Source organism: Nocardia sp. NPDC003979, assembly GCF_053605015.1.
On the sequence record NZ_JBSGIJ010000017.1, the window covers coordinates 60,139 to 86,233 of the forward strand.

A 26,095-nucleotide genomic window follows, 5' to 3' on the forward strand; every position below is an offset into this window, starting at 1 on the left:
GCAACGGATCTGCGGTGTATCCGAGCGGCGGCTCTGCCAGCGGGTCGTAACGACACGGCCCCAGCGAATCCGGGTGATTGGCAGCGCCCTCACATAGCTCGGGGACACGCGGGTGCTCAACGGGGAGTGACTGAACACGCTCGCCCTCCCGATACTGCGCAGTGCCGGGTCGCGGGTACATCCGGCCGCCGCCCCGGTCGGTCACCCATGCCGCGACCACCCAGCCATCTGAATACTGCTGTCGAGCCGGACTCTCTGCCGTCACGGCTTCACCACGTGGTTGCGGCATGAGATGCGACCCGGCCAAGTTCGGGGAAAGCGCTTCTTGTCCGAAGTTGCCGCCTGCCACACAGCGGCCGTGAGATGATGAGAGCGCGGATATGTACTGGTTGGACGGGGAAATTGTCCGTGTTCGAGCCCCTCGGAGAAGTCCCTCCTGCGTTTTCCGTGCAGCGGATGCAACTCTGCTCACAGCTCGATCCGGTGAGTGGTCGATGAATGACGTCGCTGTAGCGGGTTCTGGCCCGGCGGCGTGGCCCGTTTAGTGCTCGTGCTCGTTGCGAGCGTCCCGCGAGCGCGGCGTCACTGACAGCCCGCTCTGGTTTAGTCCGACGCGAGGTGGTTGCTGTGTTTATGGAGTTTCAGTTAGCCGCCGATGTCTTCACGAGGATAGTGCGGAATCGTCTTCGTTCCCTTCCGATCTGTCTCGACCATGAGTTGCCATTGTTCGACTCGACGTATGTTCTGGACCGCATAGACGTCGAAGACGGGACGTCTGTGCAACGTGAACGGCGGCTCGATCGGACATCGGGAACGCCGGTCGAAGTCGATGCAGCGACCAACCCCGTCGGAATCATCACCCCGACAGGATTCTTGTCCGGCTTCACTGCCAGTTTTCTTCAAGTGCGCCAGCCCGTGACCGTTCATCTTGTGTCTCCATCCGACCTGCGGGCTCATGCCGAGGCCCCGTCACCTTTGATCCCGGTGGCACTAACCGTCGTGTTCAACGTCGATTTGTGGGCACCGAACAGCACTCAGGGTGGCGGTCGTCCGCTTCTTCGATACAGCCTCGGCTACATCGACTACGGCATCTATGACCCCTTCATTCCCGCGACCAGCAAGGCTGCCGTGGAGCAGCGGCTGGTCGGCCTCGCACCGGCTCCGGTCGAAATGGATCTGTCAGGGTTGGATAGTGCGCTGGCGGGGGAGGGGAGCGGTGCTGTCAATGCGGTGAACTGCGGGATCGTGTGCGACCGGGCGGCGACCCGTATCGCGATGCGGATCGACTTCCAGGTCAACGGTGTGCGCGGCGGAAGCGTTACCCGCGCCTTCTTCGAGCAGGACCCCGCCGATCTCCTGCGAGGCAATCAATGGGCCGTAGCCCTGGACAAGGACCGGATCGTCGAACAGGTACGCGAGCAGGTCCGAATACCGCTGAGCGCGTCGACCGATCTCAATCTGGTCAGTGGTCCCGTCGCCACGTGGCAGCCCACGCAATGCGCCGTGCGTGTTCACGCTGAACTCGAACTGTTCGATGCGTGCCCGTTCCTCGTGGACGACATCGACATGGATGTCGACGTCGATATCACCGCTTCTCTGCATGTAGCCGACAATCGGCTCACGACCCGGGTGAATATCACAGGTGAACCATCCGATGTTGGGGAGACGATACTGTGCGCCGTCACCGCCAGCCTGCTGTGGCCGTTCATCGGCCCCCTGCTGCTCAAGGACGAGGAACTAGATGACGGACTGGGGTACTACTTCGCGGGCCTGGCAACCGCTCCGATAGTGCCGGCCATCGGCGTATTGGCTGCGATCTACCAACAGGATCCCCCTGACATCTCGGAAGACCTCGGTGCCGAAACCCGCAAGATCGACGATAGCAACTACGAAACTGTCCAGCCACTTAACGTTCGGATGGCATTGAGCCCACCGATTCGGCAGCGACTCAACTTCGAGACCGTCTACGGCACAACGGATCTGCTGGTATTCGCAGGATCGGTCGGTGGCCTTTCCGAGGTGAAGCCCGGCACAACCGCGCTCGACCAGTCCGAGCTGGGATGGTTTGTCGACGGGAGCTGCCGGGGTGGTGGCTTCGGTATCGCCGCGATCGCCACGATCACGGTCAACGGGTCCATGGATACGCCACTGTGCTCCGGGCGGATCATCGACGATCCCCTCGGTGAATACCGCCTCACGATGGAAGGCAACAACCTCATCGTCCGCGAAACCTTCCGTCCGGAATTCATGGCGCTCGCAGAACGATACCCATGCCAGGTACGCGTCATCACCAAACGAGGTGTCCGGACCATTGTGTATCCGCCGGTGAATCCGATCACCGACGCCGAGAAAAAGGACTTGGAGGAACTGCGTCGGAACTTGAACAAAATGTGTAAGGCATGGCGTGACAGCTTCCATATTCCGGAAATCGTCGGCGTGCCGAAGCCCCAACCGATGGAACATCCGGATTGGACGCTGTGGCAAATAGCAGTACACAATCTCGCCACCGACGACGAGGTCACCATATCGACCCTCGACGAAGTAGCGCTGGCAACCTTGACAGCGCCACAAACAGGCGTCGTATTCACGACGCTGCTCCTCGCCGATCCCATCGACCAGCTACAGATCTCGCTAGCACCTGCCCGTGACTCCGACCGCCGGCCCCCCTCGATCACAGTGCGTCAACTCCACTACGCCGCACGAGCCGATCTGCGGGTCCGAGGCAAGCTCAGCGACCTGTGGTTCGAACGCGACGGCAACCGTCAATTGCTCAAGCTGCACGACAGCGTCGGTAACGCGAACATAGACACCACTGTTGCCCATCATCCTGTCGCCGTCCTCATCGGGGAGCCGCCGGACACCGTCGACCCGAGCGGACTGCCCACGCGGCGCACCGGCACCGGCCGGCGAATCACCACACATGCACAAGACGCCAGCGAACAAGCCCTGCGTACTCTCCATGCAGCTGCGTCTGTGTCGGACGCGCACCCGGTCAAGTTCGTCTCGCACCCTCGAATCGGCGGCATCGGCAAAGCCCTGTACGTCCGAACCGCTGATTCGATGATCGTCTACGACACCACCGATCCTGGCAGACCTGCAGTGAGACAGCGGTTTTCGGATAAGGCGTGGTTCGAGGACTCCATTCTCGGGGGCAATCAGCTCGCACGCTACGACGCGGACAACAACCTCATTCGCCTCTATCACTGCGTCGGCGTTGCAGCCGACGGACGCATGACCTGGTACAGATCACACCAAGGCGACGCCTAGATAGCCAGGGCCACATGCACTGGTCGGCGCGAAGACTCGGAACCCGACCAGGGCCGACGGCGTGCAAACCCTTCGGCCGCGCCGTGGGAGCCGTGGCTGATGCGAACAAGCTGCACCACACGAGCACGCGGATGTTCGAAGATCGGTTTCCCTGGGGGACGGGCTGTCGAAGGACCAAAGTCCCCGAACTCGATGCCTCCGGTATCGGCTCGCCACGGTCCTGGGGCCCTGTTCGGATGACGGGTGTTCGCAGAAACTGTGAGGTGCGACAGAAGGAGAGTGCCATGCATCGAAGCACGGAACTGGCGAATACGAACCTGCAGATCTCGGTGGGCCGTCACGTATCGGCCGCGGCAAGCGACTACGCACGCGAGAAGATCGGTGGGGCCTTGGAATACGCGGGCGGGCCCGTGCTCTCGGCACGAGTCCGGTTGGAAGGGCATGCCGACCCAGCGGTCACCGATCCGACCGTCGCCCAAGCGAATGTGAACGTCGATGGGCGTGCGGTGCGCGCTCAGGTCTCGGCCGCGTCGGCGCGTGAGGCCATCGATCTGCTCGCGGCGCGGTTGCGGGGGCGCCTGGAGCGGATGTCGCGGCGCGGGGAACCGGTGCGCGGTCACCGCTTCGGGCCCGATCCGCACGTGTGGCACCACGGGGCCACGCCACGTCCACGCCTGCCGTATTTCCCCCGCCCGATCGAAGAGCGCGAGATCCTGCGACGCAAGTCCTTCGCGTTGGCCAGCCAAACCTGTGACGAGGCGGCCAACGATATGGCGTTGCTGGACTACGAGTTCCACCTGTTCACCGAGGCGGGCAGCGAACTCGACAGTGTGCTGTATCGCACGGGGCAGACCAGCTACCGACTGGCTCAGCTTCATCCACATCCCCAGGCCGTCATCGATAGCGTGGTGGCGGTCACGATCAGCCCCACACCGCCGCCGGCTCTGAGCGTTGAGGGCGCTGCCGAACGCCTCGAGCTGACGGGATGGCCGTTCGTGTTCTCTCTGTGGCCACCGCCCAGCTCGGGATCCCAGCGATGGCCACCGCGCGAGTCGATGCCCCTGAGTCGGTGCGGGGCAGGCAGTCTGCACGCCACTCGGTCAACGACGGATCGCTTTCCACCGCGAAAAGCTCCACCCCGTATCGGAGTGAACTGTGCTCGAACGTGACGTTCGCGGCCGTCTCCTGATCGCCGTTCTGTACCCAGCTGCTCGCATCGCAGCTGTCGGTAACGGCGTCGAGGTCCTTGAGAACCCTAATCGGTGATATATGAAATCGTCCGTCACCTGGAAAGTCTGACCGGGGAAGGAGTAGATCTCCACTTAGATGGGAGATGGTAGGGCGCTCGGGAGGGGTGCGGTCCTCGATCACCGAAGGCTGCTCGGAATCTGTCACCTGACCGGTACTACCTGGGATACCACACGCTGCCTGGGCAAACAGCGCGACAGTCATCATTAGGGCGAACGCAGTTGGCCGAGAATGTATTTTGATCGACTTCCGCATTCCGGAAATCCACGGTGCCGAGCGAATCGTGATTGCCAACAAGAGATTTCTCCATCCAGTCCGTGACCACCGAACCTCAGGTGTCGAAGCCTAGGGCGAGAGTCTGCCCTCCGAGTATCCGTCGAGTAGCCGACAACCGTCACGGACGTACGGCACCACGCTGACTCCGTTCGTTCGTTCGGTCGCTGCGCTCGATCGCGCGGCCCCTCGAGCACGCGGGGCGTGCTCTTTGCCGAATAGGTCAGCAACCCGAGTGCCTTGGTAATCGAGATCGTGGACCCGAGCACTGGACAGCGGAGTCCAGTCGCCCGCTTTCCCGGCGCGACACTGCTCGGCGGCTTGCATCAGCCAGGGCTGGACAGCGAGCTCGAGTTCCGCACGCTCGTGTCGCCGACCTGACGCGAGTCCTCGCCAACAGGAAGATCGACGGAGACCTCCATGCGGGCTGGCTGGATCGCGATGGAAATTTCACCGATGTCGCCGCCGGTGTGCAGGGTTCCAAGAACGACTTCAGCGGCCCGGTCACGGGAATAGGCGACGGATTCGAAGGCCAAAGGCGGTTTCATTACTCGCACCGCCTCGGGGAGGAAACCGAGATTCTCATGTTGGAACCAGGGCAGGCCAGTGGCGGTCGAGGGGGTGTACACGGTGGGGCCGACCGGATTGATCCCTCGGCCGCTGTTCACCGCGGACGGCGAGCTCTCCTTCACCTCCGATGACGCATGCGCGACCGTCGACGCACAGACGTAGGTCGGCGGGAACTACGCCTACGCAGAAGGCACGCAGATCATGCGCTCAACTGCTGCGGAACCTCGATCGATCGGATTCTGCGGCACGATGCTCGAGCTCCTGCCGAAAACGAACACCGCCAAGGTCTTCAATCCCGTCACGAGCCCCAACGGTCGAAGAGTCGCGTTCATGTATCGCAACACCGACAACAGCTTTTCCCTCTACACGGTAGGAGTCGACGGGGGTACACCGGAGAAACTGGCAGCCATGCCCGGGCAGGGGGTGCTGATCGGTTGGCGGTGAACGAGGTGGCGCGTTCAAGGGGGAACTCGACGGCTTGCGATTGCGTGCGGTCGCCCCGGCGAGCCGACCCGCGCGGGCCGGGGATGATGGACGAGGGATCAGTGCTAGGAATTTTCGTCGAGGGATCAATTCGACGATCCCGGTTCTCGCTGACCAGGCCGGCCACCGCCGCAACTATGGCCGGTCTGGTGGGCGGCCGCCGACCTTCGATCCGATCGTCTACCTAGGTATCGAAATCGCCGATGCCGTCGAGCATTTCCTCGGAGTGCGGCGCTCGGTCCGTGAGATCGCTCCGGACGCGGGCGATTTTGGTGATGAGGCACATACTCCTTGAGCGATTAGTACGGTTGGAGCGTGCCGACCGCGCGGCGCCCAGTGGCAGCCACCGCCGCGCACAGGATCTCAGCCTCGCCGGGCAGATAGTCGGTGCCCGAGTGGAACCGGGCCGGTGGACGGTCCCTGCGGTCTCGGCGCGGTGATGACGCACGCTCGGCGAGGTCGGCGGCCATGAAAGCGCGCACCGGGACGAATCCGGTTGCAGTAGGCATCGAGAAAGTCAGCGCTCGCATGCCGATGCTGGCCCGCACGGCCTCGTTGTAGTCGTCTGGAGTGCGAGCGGCCCACTGGTGCAACGAGATCGAGATGTAGCGCATCGACGTCGCGGACCGGTCGAAGCCGCGGGCCACGAACGGAGCAGGGTCGCCGAGCTCCGGTGGCGGCCCCGCGGCCGGAACCGGGTCCGGGCACGGGGCGCGGCGAGGGCGTCGGCCAGACGCGCGCGCATCACAACGAGGTCTATCGGCACGGTGTCGAGGATGATCAGCGCCTGGGCACCGAGGTAGGCCCGTTGAGGCGCGGACAGTGCGGTCCGGGCGCTCACACTGCCCACCCCCGAATCGGCTCGCGCAGGGACTCGACGATTCCCACGAGCTGCTCGCAAGCGTGCGCGATCTGGGGGCGCTCGCGAGCTCGACCGCCTGCGCCTGCTGCGGTGGCGAGCAGCATTGCGGGCAGAGCCACCGCCCGCCCGACGGTGACCTCATTCTCTCGTTGGTTTGCTTTGCCTAACCACATACCGACCGTTTTGATGAATTGACATAGTCTGAGTGTGCAGCGCAGGATGTAAGAACCTAAACTGGCTCCGGACAGATTGGCGGCTGCACGACAACCACATCTTCATGCCTCAAGTCTAGGGGCCGGAGCGCTCGCGTTTGACTCGTAAGGATACTTGTGGACCCAGTAACCCTGATCCTGACTGCATTGGTCGCTGGCGCGGCTGCGGGCGGGTCTGACGTGGCATCCTCCGCAGTGAGAGATGGGTACGATTCTCTAAGGCGGATGCTGTCTCGTGCATCTAATGACACGCGGGTGGACGATGCCCTAGCTGCTAATGATGCCGTCCCGGGAGGGAACTCTCAGCAGCTCGAAATATTGCTGCGCAACCAGAGTGTCGAATTGAGTTCCGACCTTCAGGATGTTGCGGAGAAGTTGATAGGAACTATCGGTTCCGACCGCGCCAAAGAGATCATCGGAAAAATTGATATTCGAGGTGCTCAGTTCGGTAATCGGAACAGTCAAACCAACAACTTTGGCTGACGGTGCCCATGAACAACTTGTTTGGAGTCTAGGCCGGTAACAAAAATGTCCAATTTAATTACTGGAGTGAGCGTCGAAGGGCTTTGTTGATAGTTGCAATCGCAATCCTTGTGGTTGTCACATTATCGGCGGCATCCGTTGTCTACCTGCTTCTTCCCGATCGGGCGGTGGCCGCTCATAACGCGGTGGAGGCAGATAAAGATGCTCGGGATCGAGCAACTGCGCCGGTGATTATCGCCGATGTTGTGGGGCCGCCATTGGAGAGTGGCCCTTGGGCTTCTTCTCGGGTGGTTGATATGGATCAGGCCGAGTTTCGCGATTCGAACACGCCGGGGCTGCTTGCCGGGGGAACTATAATCGCGGAAATGGGCTGGAATAGTTTCCGTCGGGTCGGCACGCCTGACTACAGTAAAGGCTCAGTATACTTCAAGCTGACCGGTAACAACAGCACGCCCGTTCAGATATCAAGCATTTCGGCGAGAGTAACCGAACGAAAGCCTGCGCCTTCTGGCACCATCATCCTCTTTCTTGCGCAAGGTCGGCAGCCTGCTCTGGAGATGGGTTTCGATCTGGAATCGGGCGATACTATCGAGGCGGCGAAACTTGATTCAACGGGGAATTTTACCGGAGATGAATACATGAAGACCAACTCGGTGACCCTGGCGCATCATGAGAACCTTGCGTTCAATATTTCGCTTCGTGCACGAGACTGTGATTGCAGTTTTGTCATTGATGTCAAGTTCGCTGATGGGCGGTCTGTTGTGGTGGATCGGGGGGGTCAGCCTTTTCGTTTTGTATCATATGCTAAATCTTATGAAAAGGCCTATGTGCCCGCCTACCTTACGGCTGAGGGGCAGATTGTTCCGGCTGTCTATCAGGCTTGCCAGTATCTTGAGGATTGCATGAAGTGGTATGGGGTTGTGCGCCCGAAATAAGCGCGCCCGGTCGCTATGCGACTACTAGGAATGGCAGTCGTCGCCCAGGCCTGCGGGGCATGATATCGCCTACCTGCCGGACTCTCGATGCACCGTATCGCCGACCTCTACCCTCTTCAGCGCGACGCCGAGTACTCCTGCCCTGGCGGCGGATCGGACCAGATCGTGTTCCCCCATGGCGGTGTAAGCGAGGGATGTAGTGCCGATTTTCGCCCAGGAGCGCGACGTTCGCACGCGGTGTGGAACCATCGGCCAACCGCAGATCGAGGATCGCGAGATCCAAATCTGTTGTCTAGGTGAGGAGCGCAGGCACAGTGGCTGCCAGCGCGGCGACCGCGAGGTCGGGTTCCTCGGACAGGATCGCCGACAAGGCGACCTCGACAGCCTGGTGGTCTTCGACATATCCGATCCGACGCACTTTGCTAGGCGTGGTGTAAGCGCCGGGCAGGTCGGTGACTGCTACTCCGGCCATCGCGAGCAATCGACGAGTCTTCACGAATCATTGAAGCACCGACGCGCGGCCTGCGTTGGTGCTCGCGAGGTTTCAGAACCGAATCCAAAGGGTGGTCCGAGCCCGCTGCGTCGGAGTCGCAGGGTGCGGTGAGTCGAGGATTCAGGTGAGGTCGGGGCAGCCATCGGGGAACAGGGCGGACGTGCCGGTGCCGGTGACGCGACTGAGGAAGTGCTCGACGGCTTTGTCGAGACCACGGTGCTGGGACCCGTGAGGACCACCTTCAACCCATATGGGAAGTCCCAGACCAGCCCTGTCTATCGCGGTCTGCTTCATCTGGATGCGATACACAGGATCGGTCAGAATGCGTCCGGGCACTGCCTCCGCGCACAGTTCTTGCGCCGCGGCCACGATGTCGTCGGCGGTCCTGTCTACGCAGATGGGCACTTCCCCAGTAACCTCGGTGAGGAACGAGTTGCCGTCGCGGGTCAATGCGGGAAGACGATTCCACTCCTGCTTCCAGTCGCGGCCGCCGACGCGGCTGGCGATTGAGTATTGTCCGAAATCACGGTCGGCCATCCAGCGATAACCAGTGCACGACGCTTCGTGTAGATCGGGCACAGAGACGTTGACCACCCCGTTGCTTGGCGAAGGAAACCGCTCCGCTGGGGAGCACCCGGACAGAAGCAGCGCGAACAAACCGAGCGTCGACAGTGCTCGGATCGGGATGAACCGTAGCTGCGGGTCGAGCTTTCGAGCTGGGTAGTCAGCCACCGGAGGGTCTCCCACGAACTCCGTCATTTTCGTCACGTCCTAGTCGCCGGGACAGAATTCGAGCGCAGCGGCTTGCACCGCGTACGCCGAGTGATACCGGCGAGACGACGGCGACTCGTTGACATTGCCCGCCGAATCGCCAGCTCCGACCGGACCACCGCCTGTCCGGGAATTGAATTCGCGGATCGCGCGGTCGGTGAGCTCTGTAGGCCATTGATCGAAGATGTCGGTCTCGGCGAAGGGTTCGGACCGAGTGGAGATATCCCTCGGAATGCCCGAGCAGACCTGCGGAATTGCTGAGACCAGGTCGCGGGCGGCGGCGGTCAACTCGTCATCGCTGATTTCGTTGCAGTAGGCCGGATGATAGAACGACACCACGTACATGTAGGCGACGCGGAAGCTGGACGCGCCCCAGGAACCTCCGCCGCTTTGGGCCGAGTACGAGTCCTGGTCGAGGATCCGGAACCCTTCGGCGCAGGTCGGTCCGGTATCGCCCACCACAACGGCTGCGGGGTCGTTGGCGTATGCAGGCTGCGAACTCGAAATTGCCGAACGGCCGCCTGAACAGCCTGTCACGAAACTCATCACTGCGAGCGATGCGATCGCCACGATCGCCGATTCGGGTGTTCTAATCACGCTACAGCTCCTTCTCAGGCCCGATGGGCTCACAGCAGCGGCCGGTGGCCGCGTTGGATGTTGTCCAGCATCGACACCACCCGGTCGTGACGCTGAAGCAGTTCACCGTCGACGTAGCCGCGTTCGCGCTGGTAGGTGGCGATACTGGAATGCATGCCGGAAAGTTCGGCGCTCAGGCTGGTCGACATCGAGGCGACACCTGATCGGAGCTCCACGATTTCGTTGGCCAGGCGCAACCCCATCGAGTCGAGCGCCGAGGCCAACGTACTGAATCCGGCGACGAGGATCGTGTTCGACTTGCGCTGTTCGTAGATGCTGGCAAAGTGAAAGTCGCGCTGGGCAGGCCGGACGAGTTGGTGTAGGCGCGCGACGAGAACCTCATGGGCCGTTAGGTATTCGACGCTTGTGGTCTGGACGGGGAACTGCGGGGCGGCGCCTTCGTATTCCGCGGCGGCGGTGGCGTACTCGGTTGCGTAGAGGCGCAGGCGGACGAGGGTGGCGCTGAATCGGCCGAGGTGGGTGGTGCTGCCCTCGATAGCCGACCAGAATGGCGCGTAAGCGTTCTCGTGGAAGAGTTGTTCGGCTTGGTCGAGGGTGTCGCGTGCCGCGATCAGGTGTGTGGGCAGCTCTTCGAATGCGTTCATTGCGTCGGCCGCGCACCGTTGCAGCGATTCGCCAAGATCCAGCTGACGGCGGGCTCTGGTCTGCGCATCTCGTTGGCGCTGCGCGAGGGTAGCGGCCCGATCCCGTTCCTCGCGTGCATACGCGTCGAGCACCGCTGCAACCGAGTACGCCGCAGCCGCGATCATCGGCGCGCACCACCAGTCGAGGATCGAAAATGCTTGCCCGCCACCCCGATCGAGGTTCGCCCAGGGAAACCGGAACAGGAAGATGACAACGCCGGCAGCGAAGCCGATTGGATACCAGCGTGGCGCCCGCTCGGACTTGCCGAGGAAGTGGTCGACGACGAAGGTGACGCCGATCGATATCGTCAGCGACATGATCGTCGCGAGGTAGAGCCCGTCTGGGAAGTAGGTTTCGTTGGGCCCGTGGTTGGACGCGGTCTTGCGGGCGAAGACCGCGATCATCAGGCAGGTGACCGCGGCGAGGATGACTGCGGAGAGTATTCGAGATGGTATCCGCATGGCTGGTGTTCCCTTCGGCCGCAGCACTGTTGGCCTGGTGATATGGCCTGGAACGACGATATGCCGGGCGCTGGGTCGCGTCTGTAGGGCGAACAGCGGACACGGCTTTGACAAATCACGGTGCTTCTCGTGACGGACCCGCTCTCGTCGAATCATCTGTGCGCTTCGCTCGATCGCTGTCGGTTTTCGTCGTAAAGGTCCGTCCGACGTGCTCCTCGCGCACTGCCGGTGGAGTGCAGATGGAAAGGCGGCCGAGATGTCAGTTGACGACTGGTACGGGAATCGGGCGCATCGCCATGCCCGGGACCCGGGTATGACCCGGTGAACGACGACGTGCACGATCCATTCCAGTTCGCCGCGGTGCAGGAGATCCGTTCTTCCGCACGAGAGCAGCGCCCCAGTGCAAGCCGGACGACCGGCCGAACTCAACAATCAACGATGGTCTTGGCGCCCCTGTCAGGAGGAAAGGCTCGGGTCGGCGGCGCGGAAGAGCCCAGAGCCGGGGCTGGATGCTCGAAATCAGAAGCGCTGGAAAGCATTCGTGAACGCGTGGTTCGCGCGAAATCCTCAAGGAAAGGCTCAACTGTGTCGCGATGAGGCACAGGTGGCCGGTCTGGGTTACGCCCAGCGTCAATGTTTGGCGAAGTCAATGCGCCCAGGCAGCGCCATCATTAGGTCCTTCTTGAGTTCGACTTTGCGGGCAGGTGCTCGTATGACTCGGGTTCCGGTGACGAGGTCGTGGATGGTTCGTCTGCTGTTGACGGGGACAAGCGCGAGAACGCAGCTCGTCAGGAAGGTGCCGAACGCGGTCATCGCGACGATGTCGAGTGCGGTGGACTCGGGGTTGGAGCCAGAGACCGAAATGAAGAAGAACGGCAGAAAGATGATGAGCATTCGGACAGCGGCAGGAAGCAGATCAAGGCGCGGACGAGCCCAGGGATCCGCCGGGATGATACGCACGCCGAGCAGTCCTTTGCCGATGGTTTGGCCGTCGCGACGGAGCAGCATGAACACTTCGAGCCCGATATAGGCAGTGAAGTAGCACGCCCACGCCGCGACATCGAAGAGGGTGTCCTCGTGCTCGCCGCCTATGAAAGCCTTGGTGATCAAGACCAGAGGTGTCGCTGGAACGGCGAGCAGGAAGGTGAGCACCAAGCAAGCCGCGAAGTCGATCAGACGGGCCGTGAGCCGGCGCCAGAACGGTGCGCTGAGATACGGCATTCACCCTCACCACTGAACATCGATTGCGTTGGCCTACCGACGATTTCGGCGGGTTGCCGCCTGACGCTAGCAAATTCGCAACGAGTCGAGGACTGCTACGGGAATAACCGTCGGTCGTCCTGTCTGGCCTGATGTCACTGGCTGGCATCTGCGGGCTGTGCGGACCAACCGGGGTTAGGCGCTTTCGCGGTGTTGGCGTGGCTCGTTCATCGGCCGCCTACGAGTCTGTCATGGTCCTAGTGTCGGGCCCGGCAGCCAGTTGGTCCAGCTCTCGGCAGTACTGTCGATCATGGGAGCACGAGATCGAGCGACCGGTAGGGAGGGCGTGAGGTCGACGCAGAAAGCCGCCGAGGTGAGAAGCGAGTCTGCATACGCAAAGCAGACTCAGGCGGTGCGAGGAGTGTCGGCTCAGGGAGACTGGCCAGTTGGTGCGCACACGGACGGCCACCGCATCACGAGGGTTAGGGGGTTCGCGCGAACCGCTTTGACTGTCGGTTCTTGTCGCTAGTGTCTCGCGCATGGACGCGGTGCAGGTGCAGAAGAAGCTAGAACTCTCTGCCGATGAGGACTTCATCCTCACGGCGTGGCAGTACCAAATGATGCAACGCGACATCGCCGCGTCGAAGGGCAAGCATCTTCCGTCCAAACGGGAGATTCGTAATTGCTTCCGTGACAACGCCGTTGCGGCCATCGCCCGTCGCGATCGGGAGGATTGGTCGCCAGTTGTGGCGGGGGTGGTTTGTCAGATCGGTGCCGATGGTGAGTCGCGGAATCTTGAGGCGCTCGAGTCTGCGGGGCCACAGGTCTCCTCGGTCGTGGCGAGACGGTCACGCGCTCTGCTTCTGCTGATCGACCTGTACGGGTTCGAACCGTGGGTGGAGGGCAAATGGAATAAAACTGCGCGGGCCGACGCTCTCGCAGCTGCCCATCGGTCGATGGCCCCGCTCCATCCCGAAGACCTTCCAGCGGTGGAAGCCGCCTACAAGGACGCGATCAAGAAGCTGTCGAAGGCGAGTAACTGGACAAAATACGCGCTGCTCGTCGGCGCAGGTCTCGGGCTCGGTGCCCTGACCGGTGGCTTGGCCGCACCGGCTATCGGCGGTGCGTATGGTGCGCTCGTACTCGGGTATTCAGGCGCGGCGGCGACATCGGCGGGGCTAGCGGCGATCGGCGGCGGATCCATCGCCGCCGGTGGTCTCGGCATGGCCGGTGGGGCCGCGCTCATCACCGGCTTCAGCGGCGCGGCCGGCGCTGGGGCCGCCACGCTCGCGGGTAAGGCTGCCGGGTTCACGGCCGCTCGCGTCGCGGCTGACGCAATCCGACTCCACGTCGTGACCCAGCTCGTGTTGCGCGATGTCGATGGCAACGAAGAGGCGGCAAAGGCTGTCATTGTCAGCCTCCGCGAGCGCGTGACTACCCTGGGCAAAACAGTGGCGACTCTCGCTGACCGAATCGAAATTCTTCGTGCGCAACTCGAGTCGAAGCAGGCAGAGCTGAACACCGAACGCGATCAGCGCCAAGCGGCCGAGGACCGGGTCGCTCGGTTCCGGATCGTCGCCGACCGACTCAAGGAGCGGGTCACCGGACCGGGCGATGATGAACTTCAGGCTTTGCTCACCGAACTCGAGGATCTCAAGGGGGAGAAGAAGACGATGGAGACCCTCGCCGAGGGCGTATCAGTCCTCGCCGACGACCTCGAGGAAGCGGCGTGAGCGTCGCAGGCGGCGGTTTCGACGAGCCGAAATTGCCGATCGATGAGGACTACGTCGGCAACTTGGATGCACTCACACGCGACCTCGACGACATCGAATCGATAGCCGCGGCAGCACTTTCGGGTGAGCCGATCGACCGGACGATCACACAGCGCTTCCTCGGCGAATCGGTCGGCCTCACCTATGCCGATCTCACTGACCACAATCGACTACGTCGCGAAAGCCAGGGATGGGGCGAGGCTGAGATCGCCGATACCCTCGACCCGATCGCTTTGCGGAAACTCGATGAGTGGCGGGCCGGCCAAAGGGTCGGGTGGGACCGTGGCGATCTGGTCGCCGTTGGTTTCTCCGGGCTCATCGGCGCGCTCGGAAACTTCTACGACAGCCACGTAGACGGTGCTGTGCTCAGCGGTCTGTCGGTGTTGAAGAACACCCACTGGCTGCGCAGGTGGGAGAAGGAGACCGCCCGACTCCCCATCGATTACACCGGCCCGAAGTTCGGCGGTCCGGCGCATCGGGTTCGGTCGGCAGGCCACGACATCGGCCGGTTCTTCACCGCCCTCGAGCAGATCCGCACGGGCACCTTCGAAGGCACATGGTGGGAAGACGGAGTGCGGGTGGTCGATAGACTTGCGATCACCCGCTCAGGTCTACCGTTCGCGCAAGCGCCCGAGCCGCATCTCGCGGTCGCGCTGCTGCTCAAACACTGGGCGGCCGATTTCGTCACCCCGATGAGCCTGCCGCTGCCAGGTTGGTCCGTCCTCGCCGAGATGGCGAACCCTGAGCTGCGAAAATTCGCCAATGAAGCCTACGCCGGTGTGAACTCGAGCGGCGGGTTGAACCTGCGCTCGACAATATTGACACCGGCCCTCGGGATGCTCGCGACTGAGGTAGTCATCCGAACTCACACACACCTGGGCGCATATCGTTCCACGGGCACTGCACGGCTGGCCGCTTCCGCATCGGCCAAACGCACAGAGATGCTGTTCGCCGCGCACGCCGCGGCCGGAGCGATCAGCGTGTCGAAGACCACCGCAGCCGCGATCGCCGGTGAAACCGCGGTCGCCACACGCCACCTCAACGTTGCCGTTCTCATGCGAATCGGCATGCTCGCGCTGACAGTCTGCTCCGATGCCCACGCACGCGTAGAAGCTGGTGCACCGTCGTGGGAACAGCTGCTGGCCGAGGAAGCAGAGACCTGGACCCTGCCGGAAGCACTCATCATCGCGGACTTGTTGACGAACTCCGCTGGCTGATCACCTTCCGATGAAAGATAGATGGTGACGTGAACCGCAAACCGGAGATTCGCGCCGGGAGGTGAACAGGCCTTGCGGGCGGTTGTGGACGGCTCCGGGATGGTGCACTTGGTCTGCCTCGATGACCAGCAGACTTGGCGCTATTGACAGCGCCCAGGCCAGGATCTTGCGGTCGAGCTAGCGCCGATGTGGTCGTCGACGCCAAGGCTTGTAGCACCTGCCATAGCTCGCCCCGCACGTCTTGTTCGACACCTCGAAGTACGCGGCCATCGTCATCGCCTTGGTCGTGACGAAGCAGAGCAACACCAACAACACCACGCCGATAACCGTGTCGGCGGTGAGGTGAGAGAGGTCTGCGGATTGACGGCGGTCCATCATGCTGCTCGGCATCCGGCGGACCGTGCGAGAACGAGCCCGGAGAAAGCCCCTAGTGGTATGGGTGCGGCGCGCAAGAGTGAACTGTTGATTCGCGTAGGGTCGGTCGTGCCCCCGCGACGTGGCGGCGGCGTGTGGGTGCTCGGGGAAGGGTTTCGCCTCGACCGGCCTGATCGGTCGAGGCGAACCGCATCTCCTGGAGGGCCGGCCAGCCGGGCACCCTGGTGGAGGAATGCTTGGCCATGCTTTATTCCTTGATCGCCTGTGACAGACGGTCTTTCCGTGCAGGCAGTTGTCTCCGCAGTGAGTTCGCCGAACCGGTGTTGCTACGAAGCCCGTGTCTAAGTTGAGGCTTTGTCGTAGGCGGCGATGATCTCGGAGGCGATCCGACCGCGAGTGGAGACAGCGTGGCCGTTGGCGATCGCCCAAGCCCTGATGGCTGCGAGGTCATTGCGGCGACCTGTTCTCGCGGTGGGGGTCGTGGTGGTGTTTCGGTGACTGACGGTTTTGGTTCGGCCGGTTCGCCGGGCGTAGGGGACCCATTGTTCGAAGGTGTTGCGCAGTTTGGTGGCGTTGGTTTCGGACAGGTCGATTTCGTAGCTGTGTCCGTCGATACCGAAGGTGACGGTTTCTTCGGCGGCCGATGTGCCGTCGAAGTCGTCGATAAGGGTGACAACGACCTTGCGCACCATGAGATTTCCCGTCGGTTGTGTGTCGAGTTACGGCCATGCCGAGGGTAGCGCGCCGAGCGGCGGACGATCGAGGCGGATGGGGCTTCCTCGACGCCGATAGTTTCGCGATCTCGTCCGGGTAGCAATCGCTGAAGGACCGGAGACGGCTCGGTCTGACCGCGCCAGCTGTGTTGGCTTGTTGTACCTGTTGGCCGCCAGCTATTGATGGGGCGTCGGACGGTTGTCTCCGTGCAGTTTGCCGTCGAGGAGGTCTGCGGACGGCTCGCATCAGCGGGGCGCGGTCGTGTCGCCGGCACCGTCGCCATCAAGGCCGATCAGCCATCGACCGGGAGATGTCGCGGTGGATTCCGTGAATCCCGACGTTCGGGCGCTGACTGTGCGGATGCAGTCGAGGATTGGCTGAGCTTCTGGATCGAATGCGCCCGGCGGGTGGTCGTCGCGGCGGCCGTGGTACGCGCTCAAGGTGGATCGAGCCGATCCTGCACCGTCGCCGTCGTGAGTTCAAGGCTGCGCACAACAAGTGATGTCGAGTGATTGAGAAGTAGCTCGTAGCAGCACTTTTCGTTCGAGGCCCCGCATCGGAGACGTCCGAGGCGGGGCCTCCGTCGTCACCGGAGATCACCTCGGATGTCGGCGTGTCACGCTCAAAACGGTCACAAAAACGGTCACAGACGGAACGCGCTGACACGATCCACTTGGGTTGTCTAGCAGCGGATTCGGATCTCAGCTGCGGGCCCGACCTTATGGTGATCCGCTGGTCGCCTCGCAGTTCGGTGTTTCCGCAGGACCGCTTCACGGGCTGCCCAACTCTCCGCCGCGCACATCTAGATGCTCATGTTGAAGTCACCCGGCCATGGGCGTGTCGGAATAGCGACGCGCGGGGGAGATTTAACACCTAGCGATCAGGCAGCTAACTAGTGGCTGCTGTAGCAGTGTTCTCGCTCGATTGCTGTGCACCGCTGCTTGCTGGCTATGGTTTCGGTTCGATTTGTTGTATAGACGAAATCGTAGTTAGAAGTAGAGATATGCGCATCTAACTATTAAAAACTCGGCCTCGGAGAGGATCGTGTCCGTCTGGCCGGTCCCGGAGAAATGCTCCCCGCCCGAGCAGGATGAGCCCAGCGCATCGCCAGGTTCGAGGTCATGGCGCTAGTGCTCTCCGCGCGAGCGGGGATAAGCCTCCTCCGCGTGCCCGGGGCCGAGACGCTCCACCAGTTCGCTAACGGTGGACGGCAGGCGTCCCGCGCGTTCTAGTCTGATGGGTCGTCCGTGTCCCGGTTTGCGTCGGGAAGATCCCACTCGTCCTGGTCGTACATGGCGGAATGCAGGGTTGACAGCGCATCCGTCGGGTGCAGATGCTCGGAGACCGTGTTTCCACGCAGGTATTGTTGGAGACTCTCGGCGAGCGCTCGTGCCGCGGCCACGATCTCGTCGGCGGAGGTAGGCGCGATCTGGGTGTCGAGCACCCGAAGCAGGTGAGGGAAGGCGCGTTTGGCGTCATGACGCGCGGCGACGGCGTCTGCGCGGGCGTCTCGACGGTCCTGGGCGGTGGCGGCGCGGTACCCGTACTCGGTGTCGGTCTCGATACGTTCGATGTCGGAGACAAGTGAGGACGCGAGTTGGTAGAACTCGTTCTCTCGTATCCGGGTGTAGGAGTCCGCGGCCCGAGACGGGTTGGTGGCGAAGAATCGTCGACGCTTCCACGTATCGTGGATCGAGCGGGTGCGGCCGCGGACCGCGTGTATGCGGTCTCGACCAGTCCGCAGCATCGAAGTGGCACTGTCCGTCACGCGGTCTCGGATTCCCACCACACTCCCCCTTCGTCGAACACCTCCGAATGCATCGTAGCGACATGGGAGACGTGTCGCTGTACGTGGCCAGGGCAATTGGTTAGGTACTAGCGGAGTAGGGGCTCGACGATCCCGAAGGCCCAGCCGCACCTGAAATCAGGCCCGAACAAACGCACTCTTCAACGAGCCGTCACCGCTAGCCAGATCCGTATCGGCTGATTGCAGCGCTGCGCGATCTGGGCAAGTTTGTGGCCCTCCCAGGGCGTCCGCTGCGCGGGCTCAATACTCTCTGCAGCTCATTGCGGTTTAGTCTGTCGACATCCTATACGGGCACCCACTTCGTCGGCCCGCCGAATAGTCTCTCCGGCAATGCAATCCGATTGCTCAAACCTGTCGCAGGATTACAGCAGCAGGCGCCGACAATCATCAGGTTGAGCGCCCGGATGATGCAGGCGCCGGTCGGCACTCCTACGCGGTGCTGAACGGGTGGATGCTTGGCAGCTCGACAGGGTCGGCACGGCCGCCGTGGTGACCACTTCGGCCGGTGTGCTGTCCACCTTGCCGAGCGCGAGGACCACGGTGGCACCGCAGGACGTGCACGGCACTGCCGCCTGGGAATCGACACGCCAGCGCATCGTCGCCGTGTCGACCAATCGGTGACGCTGATCACTGTACCGCGCTGGTTGCGCAAGGATCCCAACGCTCACATCGGCCGGTCGGCACCAGGAAATCTCAGCCTCAAAGCTCCCATCTGCAGTGACGCGTGCGCGGAGCAGGTTTTGGTGTCGTGCTCCGGTTGTGCTGGAGTGACCGCGGGCCGGCGGGGAAGTCCGGTCTGAACGCTCGGTCCGGCGCCGTGCTGCACGGGTCAAGGAAGTAAGGAATCCAGACGTGAATACCAAGTTTGTGGGGCGGCGTGCCGCGATCATCGGTCTACCGCTGGTTGTGGCGGCATACGTCGGTGTCGCGACTGCAGCGCCCGCAACGGCGACGCCGACGACAACGGCGGTCGCCGCGTCCGAGGTGGATGGGGTATCAGAGCCGTTCGTCGATGGACGCCCAACCAGCCCACACGTGATCAACGGGCTCGTCGCTGGTGCCACGTTGGGAGCGCTGGCCGGCGGCGCTGCCGGGGCCGCCGCAGGGTTCGTGCCGACATTCCCCCTGGCCGTCGCCGGTGGCCTGGCGGGCGGGGCCGTGGGCTGTGTCGTCGTGCCGGCACTGGGATGCGGAGTCGGTGCGGGCGTGGGTGCCGGAGTGGGGACTTTGGCCGGAGTCGTGCTGTTCGCCGCACCCGGCATGATGGCCGGTGCAGCAGCTGGTGCGGCTGCAGGCGGGGCGGCGGGGGCGTACGCGGGGGCGATGATCCCGGCCTGATCGGGCTTCGTGGCGTTCGCACAGGTCTGATCAGATCAATCAGCATCCGGCGGGAAGGACCGCTCGAGAAACTGAACCTGGTTGCCCTCATCCTTTGTCGCGCATCTGATCCGGTTCCGCGGTCTACTTGCCGTGGCAGATGACCCTTGCGTGGGCGCCGACGAGTACGAAGCCGCGCGTCTGGCGTCTGGCCTTCCCATCCTCGCACTCGACTCCAGCGTGTCCGAACGAGCCACCGATACGGACTCCTGTGGGGGTGGGTGTGATGTCGGCCCATGGAACGAGGGGAACCGCCAAGGGCGGAAGGGCAGGTTATCCAGCTCTGGGCAGCTGGCTCCGGTAGGTGGCAGGGTCCGAAGCGTCGTCCCTTTCCGCTGAGCCGGCGGGGCTCTCTATCCGGGTAGTAATGATCACAGAAGATGTTGGGGCACAACAGAACTGACTACAATCACCGTGAGGGTGTGGGGCGGGGACCGCAGACCCCAACCCACACCGTCGCCACCCGCAGGTCCCGACCGAATCGGCACGTGCTTGGCGGCTAGTGAAGCGCGCTGTTGAAATCTGGGGAACCTCGCGGAACTAGGCCTGGGGACCTGAGCTCGAGGTTTGTGGTCTCTGCCGCGCCAGGGCGTCCGTTGGGTACGTAGGTGCCAGAGCAGGCGCAATCGGGCCCCGAGAGGGGTCCTCTACCGGTCGGTTCAAGCAATGAAATTGGGATTGCTGTTGTGATCCGGGCAAACTACGTCAAACCCGCGGACACTCCGATCCAGTTCAGGGAGGGTTTCGCCTGTCAAGCTGACAAGATTCGAACCTGTGACCACCTGACGCGGGTTCACGTCGACTCGAAGCCACCGGAAAGTACCCAAAACTACTGGTAGAACAGAACTTTGGTGTGCGCCGCATCCTGGTTGCTTCCCATCGTTTCCCACTGTTTCCGGTTATTTCTGTGTGATTACTGTGTGTTGGGTCGAGTACTGCGGACACGGCTTTGCTGCGCCTTCGAGACGTCGTCGACTGCGCCTGTGCTCGGTCGGTGTCGTGACGATGCACCGGCAGGCCGCTCGATGGACGGCTAGGGTGCTGTGACACTGCGGTATGACGGGGGCTGCTGAGGGCGCGTGGTGACGTGGTGTGTATGTGGAACCGGATGCTGGTCTGCCGTGTTGGTGATTTCGGCCTCGGAGCGGTCGAAAGTGAATGGCTGGATGATCTGCAAACGCGCAGGTCAACTTGTGTGCTCCCCGCGCGGGCGGGGATGAGCCCGGTAACGAGGTGAACCCCTGCGGAAACATCCGGTGCTCCCCGCGCGGGCGGGGATGAGCCCGGTTACATGGCAACACGCGAGCTATCGGGCGCAGTGCTCCCCGCGTGCGGGGATGTTCCGGTCTGCAACGGCTTGCCGCGGCCAATCCGGGGCTCTGACCGCGGACGCGGTCGCGTTGGAAGCCCGCAAGATCGGTGATTCCCTGCCGACTCACCGCCTCTGGTCGATCTTGACCGACCGATTGATCTGATCCCGTCGCTGACCGCGCGTCGTCTCGCGCAGCTCCCACCGAACACCCGCCCGTTGCCCCCAGTCGCCCAATATGACCAGCTGCTCCGTCACACACGCCAGGGAGGCAAGTCATGACCAGCTCCTCGATCGGACGTCGGCACGGACTCACCGAACAAGCCGCTGACGCGGCCATCGATCAAGCCTGCCGAGTGCTACGCCTACCGACCCTGCGCCTTCACCGACCCGCGGCTCTGTGCGTCGATCGTCGACCGACACATCTTCGGCGAGCACATCGTCGAAACCGGCACGGACTCCTTCCGGACTGCCCACACCCGAGCCGGCAACAGCTGACGACACCCCGCCGCTGAAATACAAACAGTCACAAACTCTTCGGCGGCACGTGAGTAACAGTCGAGGTCGGTGGAAGACACCGTTCTCGGCGGATGGAGCGCCATCACTGGCTGGTACCGTCGCACGCTATCCGCGTTCGGCCGACCGATCAGCCCAGGTGAGCAGTCCGGACAAGAAGGGTCTGGCGGGGAGGAACACAATCATGGCTCAAACCGCAGAGCAAATTCGCCGCAAAGTCAAGAAGTTCAACAAGGTGATCATCAGACTGCAGAAGATGGGAATCGCCCTCGGACCACACCACCTGATCACCACGACCGGACGCAGAACCGGCCAGCGACGGATCGCGGCTATCGGGGTGATTCCCATTGCAGGGCAGCGCTACATCTTCCAGGCCTACCTGAGACTCGTCATTGAAATGTCAGTGCCGACTCGTCACTTCATGTCAGTAAAAACCACCCCACCGACAACCTGAGTCGTGATCGAATGCTCTGTAGCGCGCTTGCTCGGATAAGTTGCAGGCCAACGGGTCTGGAGGGCGTGTACTGGTGGCCGATGCTGCGGGGCGCGTATTGCGGCAGGCCGCGATGGATCGGTTGGCAGTACTGGACCAATGCGGTGACCTGTCCAGCGATCACGTCCGCTTGACCGCTGAAACGTTGGCCGTGACCGAACGGACGGTATGGCGATGGGTCGCTGCCAGACGCACCGCCTCGACGTCACCGGAAACCCAACGGTTCCGAATCGACGCGCAATTACGGGTTCGATTGGCGTATTGGCGTGGCAACGCCTCTGCGCTACATCGTGAGCTTCGGCAACGTGAACGTGGCGGCGGCCCACCAGCACCAAGTCTGTCGACGATCCATCGTGCGGTCCGGGTGGATATGACCCGTGGCGATATCGCAGGTCTGCGGGCAGGTGAGCGGTCGCGACGCAAGTTCGATGTGTTCCTCAAACGGCCCAGCGCCGGTCAGTATCGCAATGCGGTATGGGAAACCGATCATGTGGAAGCCGCGGTAGAGGTCGATGTCGATGGGCGGTTGATGAAACCGTGGGTGACCTGGTTCGTCGATACCGCCCATTGCGTGATTATGGGTGCGGCGGTGACCCCGAGGACACCGAACCGGGAGTCGATCTTGGCGGCGTTACGTGCCTCGATTCTGCGGACACCGCCGTACGGTCCGGCCGGAGGGCTGCCCACGGTGGTACGCATCGATCAGGGCAAAGACTTCCTGTCACGCACCGTGAGCGATGCGATGGGTGCGTTCGCGGTGCGGGTGGTGGATCTGCCCGGCTACACACCGCACTTGAAAGGCACCATCGAGACGATCAACGGTGCGATGGAGCGGATGCTGGTTGCGGAGATGCCGCGCTACACCCACGCCCAAACCGGCATCAACGGTGCGCGAGTCGATCCAGACGCCCCGGCGCTGCCGTTCGAGGCGTTCGTCGCCGAGTTACTGGGCTGGGTGGACGGATGGAACACCAGCATCGACCACGACATCGACCGTCTGGGTGGCCTTTCGCCTGTGGAGTCGTGGTCGGCTGACCCGACACCGTTGCACGAGGTCGACGCGGACACGCTGTGGATGTTCACTCTCGAAGATGACCGCAAGCATCGCAAGATCACCACCAAAGGGGTCGGGTTCGGCCGTGGGCGACACTATGTGGCGGACTGGATGGTGGGGATGGTCGGCGCCGTGGTGCGGTTGCGGTACATGCCCCACCACACCCACGAGGTCGAGGTATTCGACGCCAAATCCGGTGCGCACCTGGGTTCTGCGGTCTTGGCTGATCAAGCCCCGCCTGAGGTTGTCGGCGCGGTACGCCGTGCCCGTAATCGCAAGGCTCTGCAGTTGCGGGCGGATCTGGCCGCAGCGGAGAAGGCTCGCCGCGTCCGATATGCCGCGACGACTACTCCTGCTGCGGCCCAAAGCCTCGGCACTTTCACCGTCGCCGAGGCGCGGCGTGAACTCGGCGACGAATGCATCCAGGATCTGGCGCGATGGTCACGGCCGGATCTTTTTCCGCTGTCCCCGCCGGCGCCGGGTTGGGTTTTGCCGGTGGATCTCGATTCCGACGATGAGGGAAGGACTCACGTTCGGTGAGCACACGTAATCCTGGTCTGGATGTCGGTGATGAGCAGGCCGATCATTTTTTGGGCTTGCCGGGGGCCCATATCGTGGCGACCGAGTCGTTGCTGCGCACCCAGGACAACCTCGCCGATGTGATCGCGGCCAAGGCGATGATGTGTCTCTACGGCGACGCCGGACTGGGCAAGACGTTGTCGGTGAATGCGTCGTTGCGGCGGTTGGCGCCGGGAATGGTGTGCCGGGTGCAGTTCCGTGCCCGCCCGACCGCCCGCGACATCCGTCACGTGCTCTTCGACGCGCTCGCGATCAGCGGTGCCCCGCCGGGCAAGCCGATCGAGTTCGATCATGTCCTCAAAGATGCGCTCTCGGAACGGTTTCGGGTGTTGGTGTGTGATGAGGCGCAGTGGCTCTCGCGGGAGTGTTTCGAGTATTGGCGGCACCTGTGGGACGACCGGCGCACCGACATCGCGATCGTGTTCGTCGGCGGTGGGGACTGCTATCAGGTGTTGCGGCGCGAGCCGATGTTGTCTTCGCGGGTGTATGTGTGGCAGGAGTTCCGGCGGATGGACGCCGAGCAGGTGTTGCGGGTTATTCCCGCGTATCACCCGATCTGGGCCAAGGCCGACCCGGAGGTGATCTCCTTTGCCGACTCAGCTGCCGGTCACGGCAATTTTCGGTCCTGGGCCAAGATCACCGCCCACGCCGATCGGGCGCTACAGCGTTTGGACCGCGACACTGTCGATCGTGACGTGTTGGGTTGGGTGTTCACCAAGTTGAGCGGACGGACCTGGTGAACCTTCCATCGAAGGACGTCACCGATGCGGTGGTCGACGACTGGGACGAAACTTGTGTGAGGGTGGACCCGCTACGGCAGTTGGCGCCGGTGGTGCTGGTGTGGGACCACGCTGACGATGCCGCCATCACTCACGCCCTGCTCGACGCGGGGCTCGGGTCGGGTGGGGTGGTCACTTGTCGATCCGACCCCGGGAAGCTCGAGTGCACAGGGTTTGGCCCATGACGTGCTCGCGGCGCTGGGGTGTTCGGTGCGGCGATTGTCGGAACAGAAGATCTCCGGTGTCATTCCGGCCTGGCAGGCCGCCGCCGCGTGGGTAGCCACGCTGGGGATCTCGCGGGTCATCGTGCTGCGGGCACACCGGATTTCGCAAGCGGCGATGACGTCGCTGTTGAGTTTGCGCCATGACGGCATCGAGCTGGTGCTGGTCTACCACGGTGGGGCACGGGTGCAACTGGGATGGCAGCTGCCCGGTGGTGAGGACTACCCGGTGATCGAGGATCTGGCTCAGCTTCCCGATGCCGCGCGCCCACCAGTGCCGTCGATTGCGGGAGGACCAGAGCAGCACAACCCGGTGATGGCGCCGGTGCCCGATGCCGATGTGTTGGCGTTTCGGGCCGAGGCCTTCCGGACTCTGTCGCCGGAGCAGTTCGCGACGCTGGACGCGGTGTATCGGGCAGGGATGGACGCGGCGTGCCGGTGGATGCACGATCTGCCCGATCCCGACGCCTCGACCGGGTTCGTCGCCACGGTCGAGCAGATGCGGGAATTGTTCCCGATCGGGTTGAGCGCCGATGAGGTCGCGGCTGGTTCGGCGCTGTTGCATGGCCGCTACGAGTCCTACCAGCTGCAAAACCTGGTCGCAGGGTTGCTGTGTGTGGGGCGCTCGCGCGACGACGCGAACCTTCCCACACGCTTCCACGATGCCGCGGCGGTGCAACGGTTCCTGGCCGAGCTGGTGATCGCCAGCCCCACCCGCGCCCACACCATCACCCTCGTACGGGGCGCACAAGCGGGGTGCCTTCGTCACGGCATGCTGATCGAGCTGCCCCGGATCAACCTGTTCACCGCGTCCGGGCCCGGCATGACGGCCTTGCCGGTCACCGAAGCGCTCGCGGAGACGATCCGGTGCGGGCTGGCCAGCCCGGTGCACGCCGCCGCTCTGGTCACCGCCGTGTTCACCGGATTTCCGGCCCAGTATCTGCTCAGGATCCCGATCAGCGCTCTGTCTGCCGACGCGGCGGTGTTGACCCTGCGTACCCAGCCGCGTGGTGGGGCCATCGCAACCATGAATCGGCACTTCGTGGTCGGGGTCCCTGAGCCCGCGCGGTCGGCGTTGCGCGCGGCCCGAAGGTTCCTTCAGTTGCGCGGGACCCAGCCGGACAGGCCGCTGCTCGCCGGCGGGGTCGGGGTGGGCGGCCACATCCTTACGGCATCGGCACTCGAGTGCGGGGTCGGACTGGGGCAACCGGCAAGCGTGGAAACGAACTGGCATGTGAAGGCGCAGGGTTGGTGGGTCGGGCCGAATTTGCACCGCGACAGTGACTGGACTGCCACAACCGATGCCGCCGGGCGATGGCTGGTCCAGTCGTGACCGAACGAGT

23 protein-coding genes and 2 pseudogenes are annotated in these 26,095 nt (G+C 63.1%); 15 read left to right on the forward strand and 10 right to left on the reverse strand.

Going from position 1 to position 26,095, the window contains the following annotated elements; genetic code table 11:
• Window positions 1–627: 627 nt before the first annotated feature.
• Window positions 628–3,267, forward strand: coding sequence for a hypothetical protein (locus ACWEVR_RS27265; protein WP_452469236.1), 2,640 nt, complete (start codon window positions 628–630; stop codon window positions 3,265–3,267).
• A gap of 284 nt (window positions 3,268–3,551) precedes the next feature.
• On the forward strand, window positions 3,552–4,436 hold the full coding sequence (locus ACWEVR_RS27270) for a ribosome hibernation promotion factor (RefSeq protein WP_452469237.1): 885 nt from the start codon (window positions 3,552–3,554) through the stop codon (window positions 4,434–4,436).
• Window positions 4,437–5,114: 678 nt separating this feature from the next.
• Here the strand turns inward: ACWEVR_RS27270 and ACWEVR_RS27275 are convergent.
• Window positions 5,115–5,480, reverse strand: a complete 366-nt coding sequence (locus ACWEVR_RS27275; protein ID WP_452469238.1) for a hypothetical protein — start codon at window positions 5,478–5,480, stop codon at window positions 5,115–5,117.
• Between the two features lie 127 nt (window positions 5,481–5,607).
• On the opposite strand from ACWEVR_RS27275, the gene ACWEVR_RS27280 reads away from it, so the two are divergent.
• Window positions 5,608–5,802 carry a hypothetical protein gene (locus ACWEVR_RS27280; RefSeq protein ID WP_452469239.1) on the forward strand — a complete coding sequence of 65 codons (195 nt, stop codon included), beginning with the start codon at window positions 5,608–5,610 and terminating at the stop codon, window positions 5,800–5,802.
• Between the two features lie 338 nt (window positions 5,803–6,140).
• Here ACWEVR_RS27280 and ACWEVR_RS27285 read toward each other — a convergent pair whose 3' ends face one another.
• Window positions 6,141–6,455 carry a hypothetical protein gene (locus tag ACWEVR_RS27285; protein ID WP_452469240.1) on the reverse strand — a complete coding sequence of 105 codons (315 nt, stop codon included), beginning with the start codon at window positions 6,453–6,455 and terminating at the stop codon, window positions 6,141–6,143.
• Window positions 6,456–7,032: 577 nt separating this feature from the next.
• Here ACWEVR_RS27285 and ACWEVR_RS27290 point away from each other — a divergent pair.
• Both ACWEVR_RS27290 and ACWEVR_RS27295 read left to right on the forward strand, forming a co-directional pair.
• Window positions 7,033–7,398, forward strand: a complete 366-nt coding sequence (locus ACWEVR_RS27290; protein WP_452469241.1) for a hypothetical protein — start codon at window positions 7,033–7,035, stop codon at window positions 7,396–7,398.
• A gap of 167 nt (window positions 7,399–7,565) precedes the next feature.
• Window positions 7,566–8,333, forward strand: coding sequence for a hypothetical protein (locus ACWEVR_RS27295; RefSeq protein WP_452469242.1), 768 nt, complete (start codon window positions 7,566–7,568; stop codon window positions 8,331–8,333).
• Between the two features lie 292 nt (window positions 8,334–8,625).
• Here the strand turns inward: ACWEVR_RS27295 and ACWEVR_RS27300 are convergent, their stop codons facing one another.
• The 5 genes from ACWEVR_RS27300 to ACWEVR_RS27320 all read right to left on the reverse strand — a co-directional run bounded on the left by ACWEVR_RS27300 (window position 8,626) and on the right by ACWEVR_RS27320 (window position 12,560).
• Complete coding sequence (locus ACWEVR_RS27300; protein ID WP_452469243.1) at window positions 8,626–8,805, reverse strand: hypothetical protein; 180 nt, start codon at window positions 8,803–8,805, stop codon at window positions 8,626–8,628.
• Window positions 8,806–8,946: 141 nt separating this feature from the next.
• A complete protein-coding gene (locus tag ACWEVR_RS27305) occupies window positions 8,947–9,585 on the reverse strand; it encodes a hypothetical protein (protein WP_452469244.1) in 639 nt (212 codons plus the stop codon).
• A gap of 12 nt (window positions 9,586–9,597) precedes the next feature.
• Window positions 9,598–10,227 carry a hypothetical protein gene (locus tag ACWEVR_RS27310; protein ID WP_452469245.1) on the reverse strand — a complete coding sequence of 210 codons (630 nt, stop codon included), beginning with the start codon at window positions 10,225–10,227 and terminating at the stop codon, window positions 9,598–9,600.
• The gene (locus ACWEVR_RS27315) at window positions 10,224–11,768 is read right to left on the reverse strand and encodes a hypothetical protein (protein WP_452469246.1); all 1,545 of its coding nucleotides are present in this window, start codon (window positions 11,766–11,768) and stop codon (window positions 10,224–10,226) included. The genes ACWEVR_RS27310 and ACWEVR_RS27315 overlap by 4 nt, the downstream gene beginning before the upstream one ends.
• A 201-nt stretch (window positions 11,769–11,969) precedes the next feature.
• Window positions 11,970–12,560 (reverse strand): RDD family protein, encoded by a 591-nt coding sequence (locus ACWEVR_RS27320; RefSeq protein ID WP_452469247.1) that lies wholly within the window; start codon window positions 12,558–12,560, stop codon window positions 11,970–11,972.
• Between the two features lie 518 nt (window positions 12,561–13,078).
• Here ACWEVR_RS27320 and ACWEVR_RS27325 point away from each other — a divergent pair.
• Complete coding sequence (locus ACWEVR_RS27325; RefSeq protein WP_452469248.1) at window positions 13,079–14,272, forward strand: hypothetical protein; 1,194 nt, start codon at window positions 13,079–13,081, stop codon at window positions 14,270–14,272.
• On the forward strand, window positions 14,269–15,528 hold the full coding sequence (locus tag ACWEVR_RS27330; RefSeq protein WP_452469249.1) for a hypothetical protein: 1,260 nt from the start codon (window positions 14,269–14,271) through the stop codon (window positions 15,526–15,528). Before ACWEVR_RS27325 ends, ACWEVR_RS27330 begins: the two co-directional genes overlap by 4 nt.
• Before the next feature lie 177 nt (window positions 15,529–15,705).
• On the opposite strand, the gene ACWEVR_RS27335 is transcribed toward ACWEVR_RS27330, so the two are convergent.
• The 3 genes from ACWEVR_RS27335 to ACWEVR_RS27345 all read right to left on the reverse strand — a co-directional run bounded on the left by ACWEVR_RS27335 (window position 15,706) and on the right by ACWEVR_RS27345 (window position 18,364).
• Window positions 15,706–15,918, reverse strand: a complete 213-nt coding sequence (locus ACWEVR_RS27335; protein ID WP_452469250.1) for a hypothetical protein — start codon at window positions 15,916–15,918, stop codon at window positions 15,706–15,708.
• A 326-nt stretch (window positions 15,919–16,244) separates the two neighbouring features.
• A complete protein-coding gene (locus ACWEVR_RS27340; protein WP_452469251.1) occupies window positions 16,245–16,595 on the reverse strand; it encodes a histone-like nucleoid-structuring protein Lsr2 in 351 nt (116 codons plus the stop codon).
• A 1,250-nt stretch (window positions 16,596–17,845) separates the two neighbouring features.
• Entirely contained in the window at window positions 17,846–18,364 is a 519-nt protein-coding gene (locus ACWEVR_RS27345; protein ID WP_452469252.1) for a hypothetical protein, read from the reverse strand.
• A gap of 507 nt (window positions 18,365–18,871) precedes the next feature.
• Here ACWEVR_RS27345 and ACWEVR_RS27350 point away from each other — a divergent pair.
• The 8 genes and pseudogenes from ACWEVR_RS27350 (at window position 18,872) to ACWEVR_RS27385 (ending at window position 26,085) form a co-directional block, all read left to right on the forward strand.
• Window positions 18,872–19,045: a hypothetical protein gene (locus ACWEVR_RS27350; protein WP_452469253.1), complete on the forward strand. Its 174-nt coding sequence runs from the start codon at window positions 18,872–18,874 to the stop codon at window positions 19,043–19,045.
• Between the two features lie 231 nt (window positions 19,046–19,276).
• Window positions 19,277–19,762 (forward strand): hypothetical protein, encoded by a 486-nt coding sequence (locus ACWEVR_RS27355; protein WP_452469254.1) that lies wholly within the window; start codon window positions 19,277–19,279, stop codon window positions 19,760–19,762.
• A 1,626-nt stretch (window positions 19,763–21,388) separates the two neighbouring features.
• Window positions 21,389–21,490, forward strand: a pseudogene (locus ACWEVR_RS27360) (IS21-like element helper ATPase IstB); the annotation flags it as partial.
• A 1-nt stretch (window position 21,491) separates the two neighbouring features.
• A pseudogene (locus tag ACWEVR_RS27365) lies at window positions 21,492–21,608 on the forward strand (IS21-like element helper ATPase IstB); the annotation flags it as partial.
• A gap of 202 nt (window positions 21,609–21,810) precedes the next feature.
• Entirely contained in the window at window positions 21,811–22,080 is a 270-nt protein-coding gene (locus ACWEVR_RS27370) for a hypothetical protein (protein ID WP_452469255.1), read from the forward strand.
• A gap of 112 nt (window positions 22,081–22,192) precedes the next feature.
• Window positions 22,193–23,713, forward strand: coding sequence for a Mu transposase C-terminal domain-containing protein (locus ACWEVR_RS27375; RefSeq protein ID WP_452469288.1), 1,521 nt, complete (start codon window positions 22,193–22,195; stop codon window positions 23,711–23,713).
• Window positions 23,710–24,492 carry an AAA family ATPase gene (locus tag ACWEVR_RS27380; protein ID WP_243750154.1) on the forward strand — a complete coding sequence of 261 codons (783 nt, stop codon included), beginning with the start codon at window positions 23,710–23,712 and terminating at the stop codon, window positions 24,490–24,492. Before ACWEVR_RS27375 ends, ACWEVR_RS27380 begins: the two co-directional genes overlap by 4 nt.
• Before the next feature lie 258 nt (window positions 24,493–24,750).
• A complete protein-coding gene (locus ACWEVR_RS27385; protein WP_452469256.1) occupies window positions 24,751–26,085 on the forward strand; it encodes a hypothetical protein in 1,335 nt (444 codons plus the stop codon).
• Window positions 26,086–26,095 lie beyond the last annotated feature (10 nt).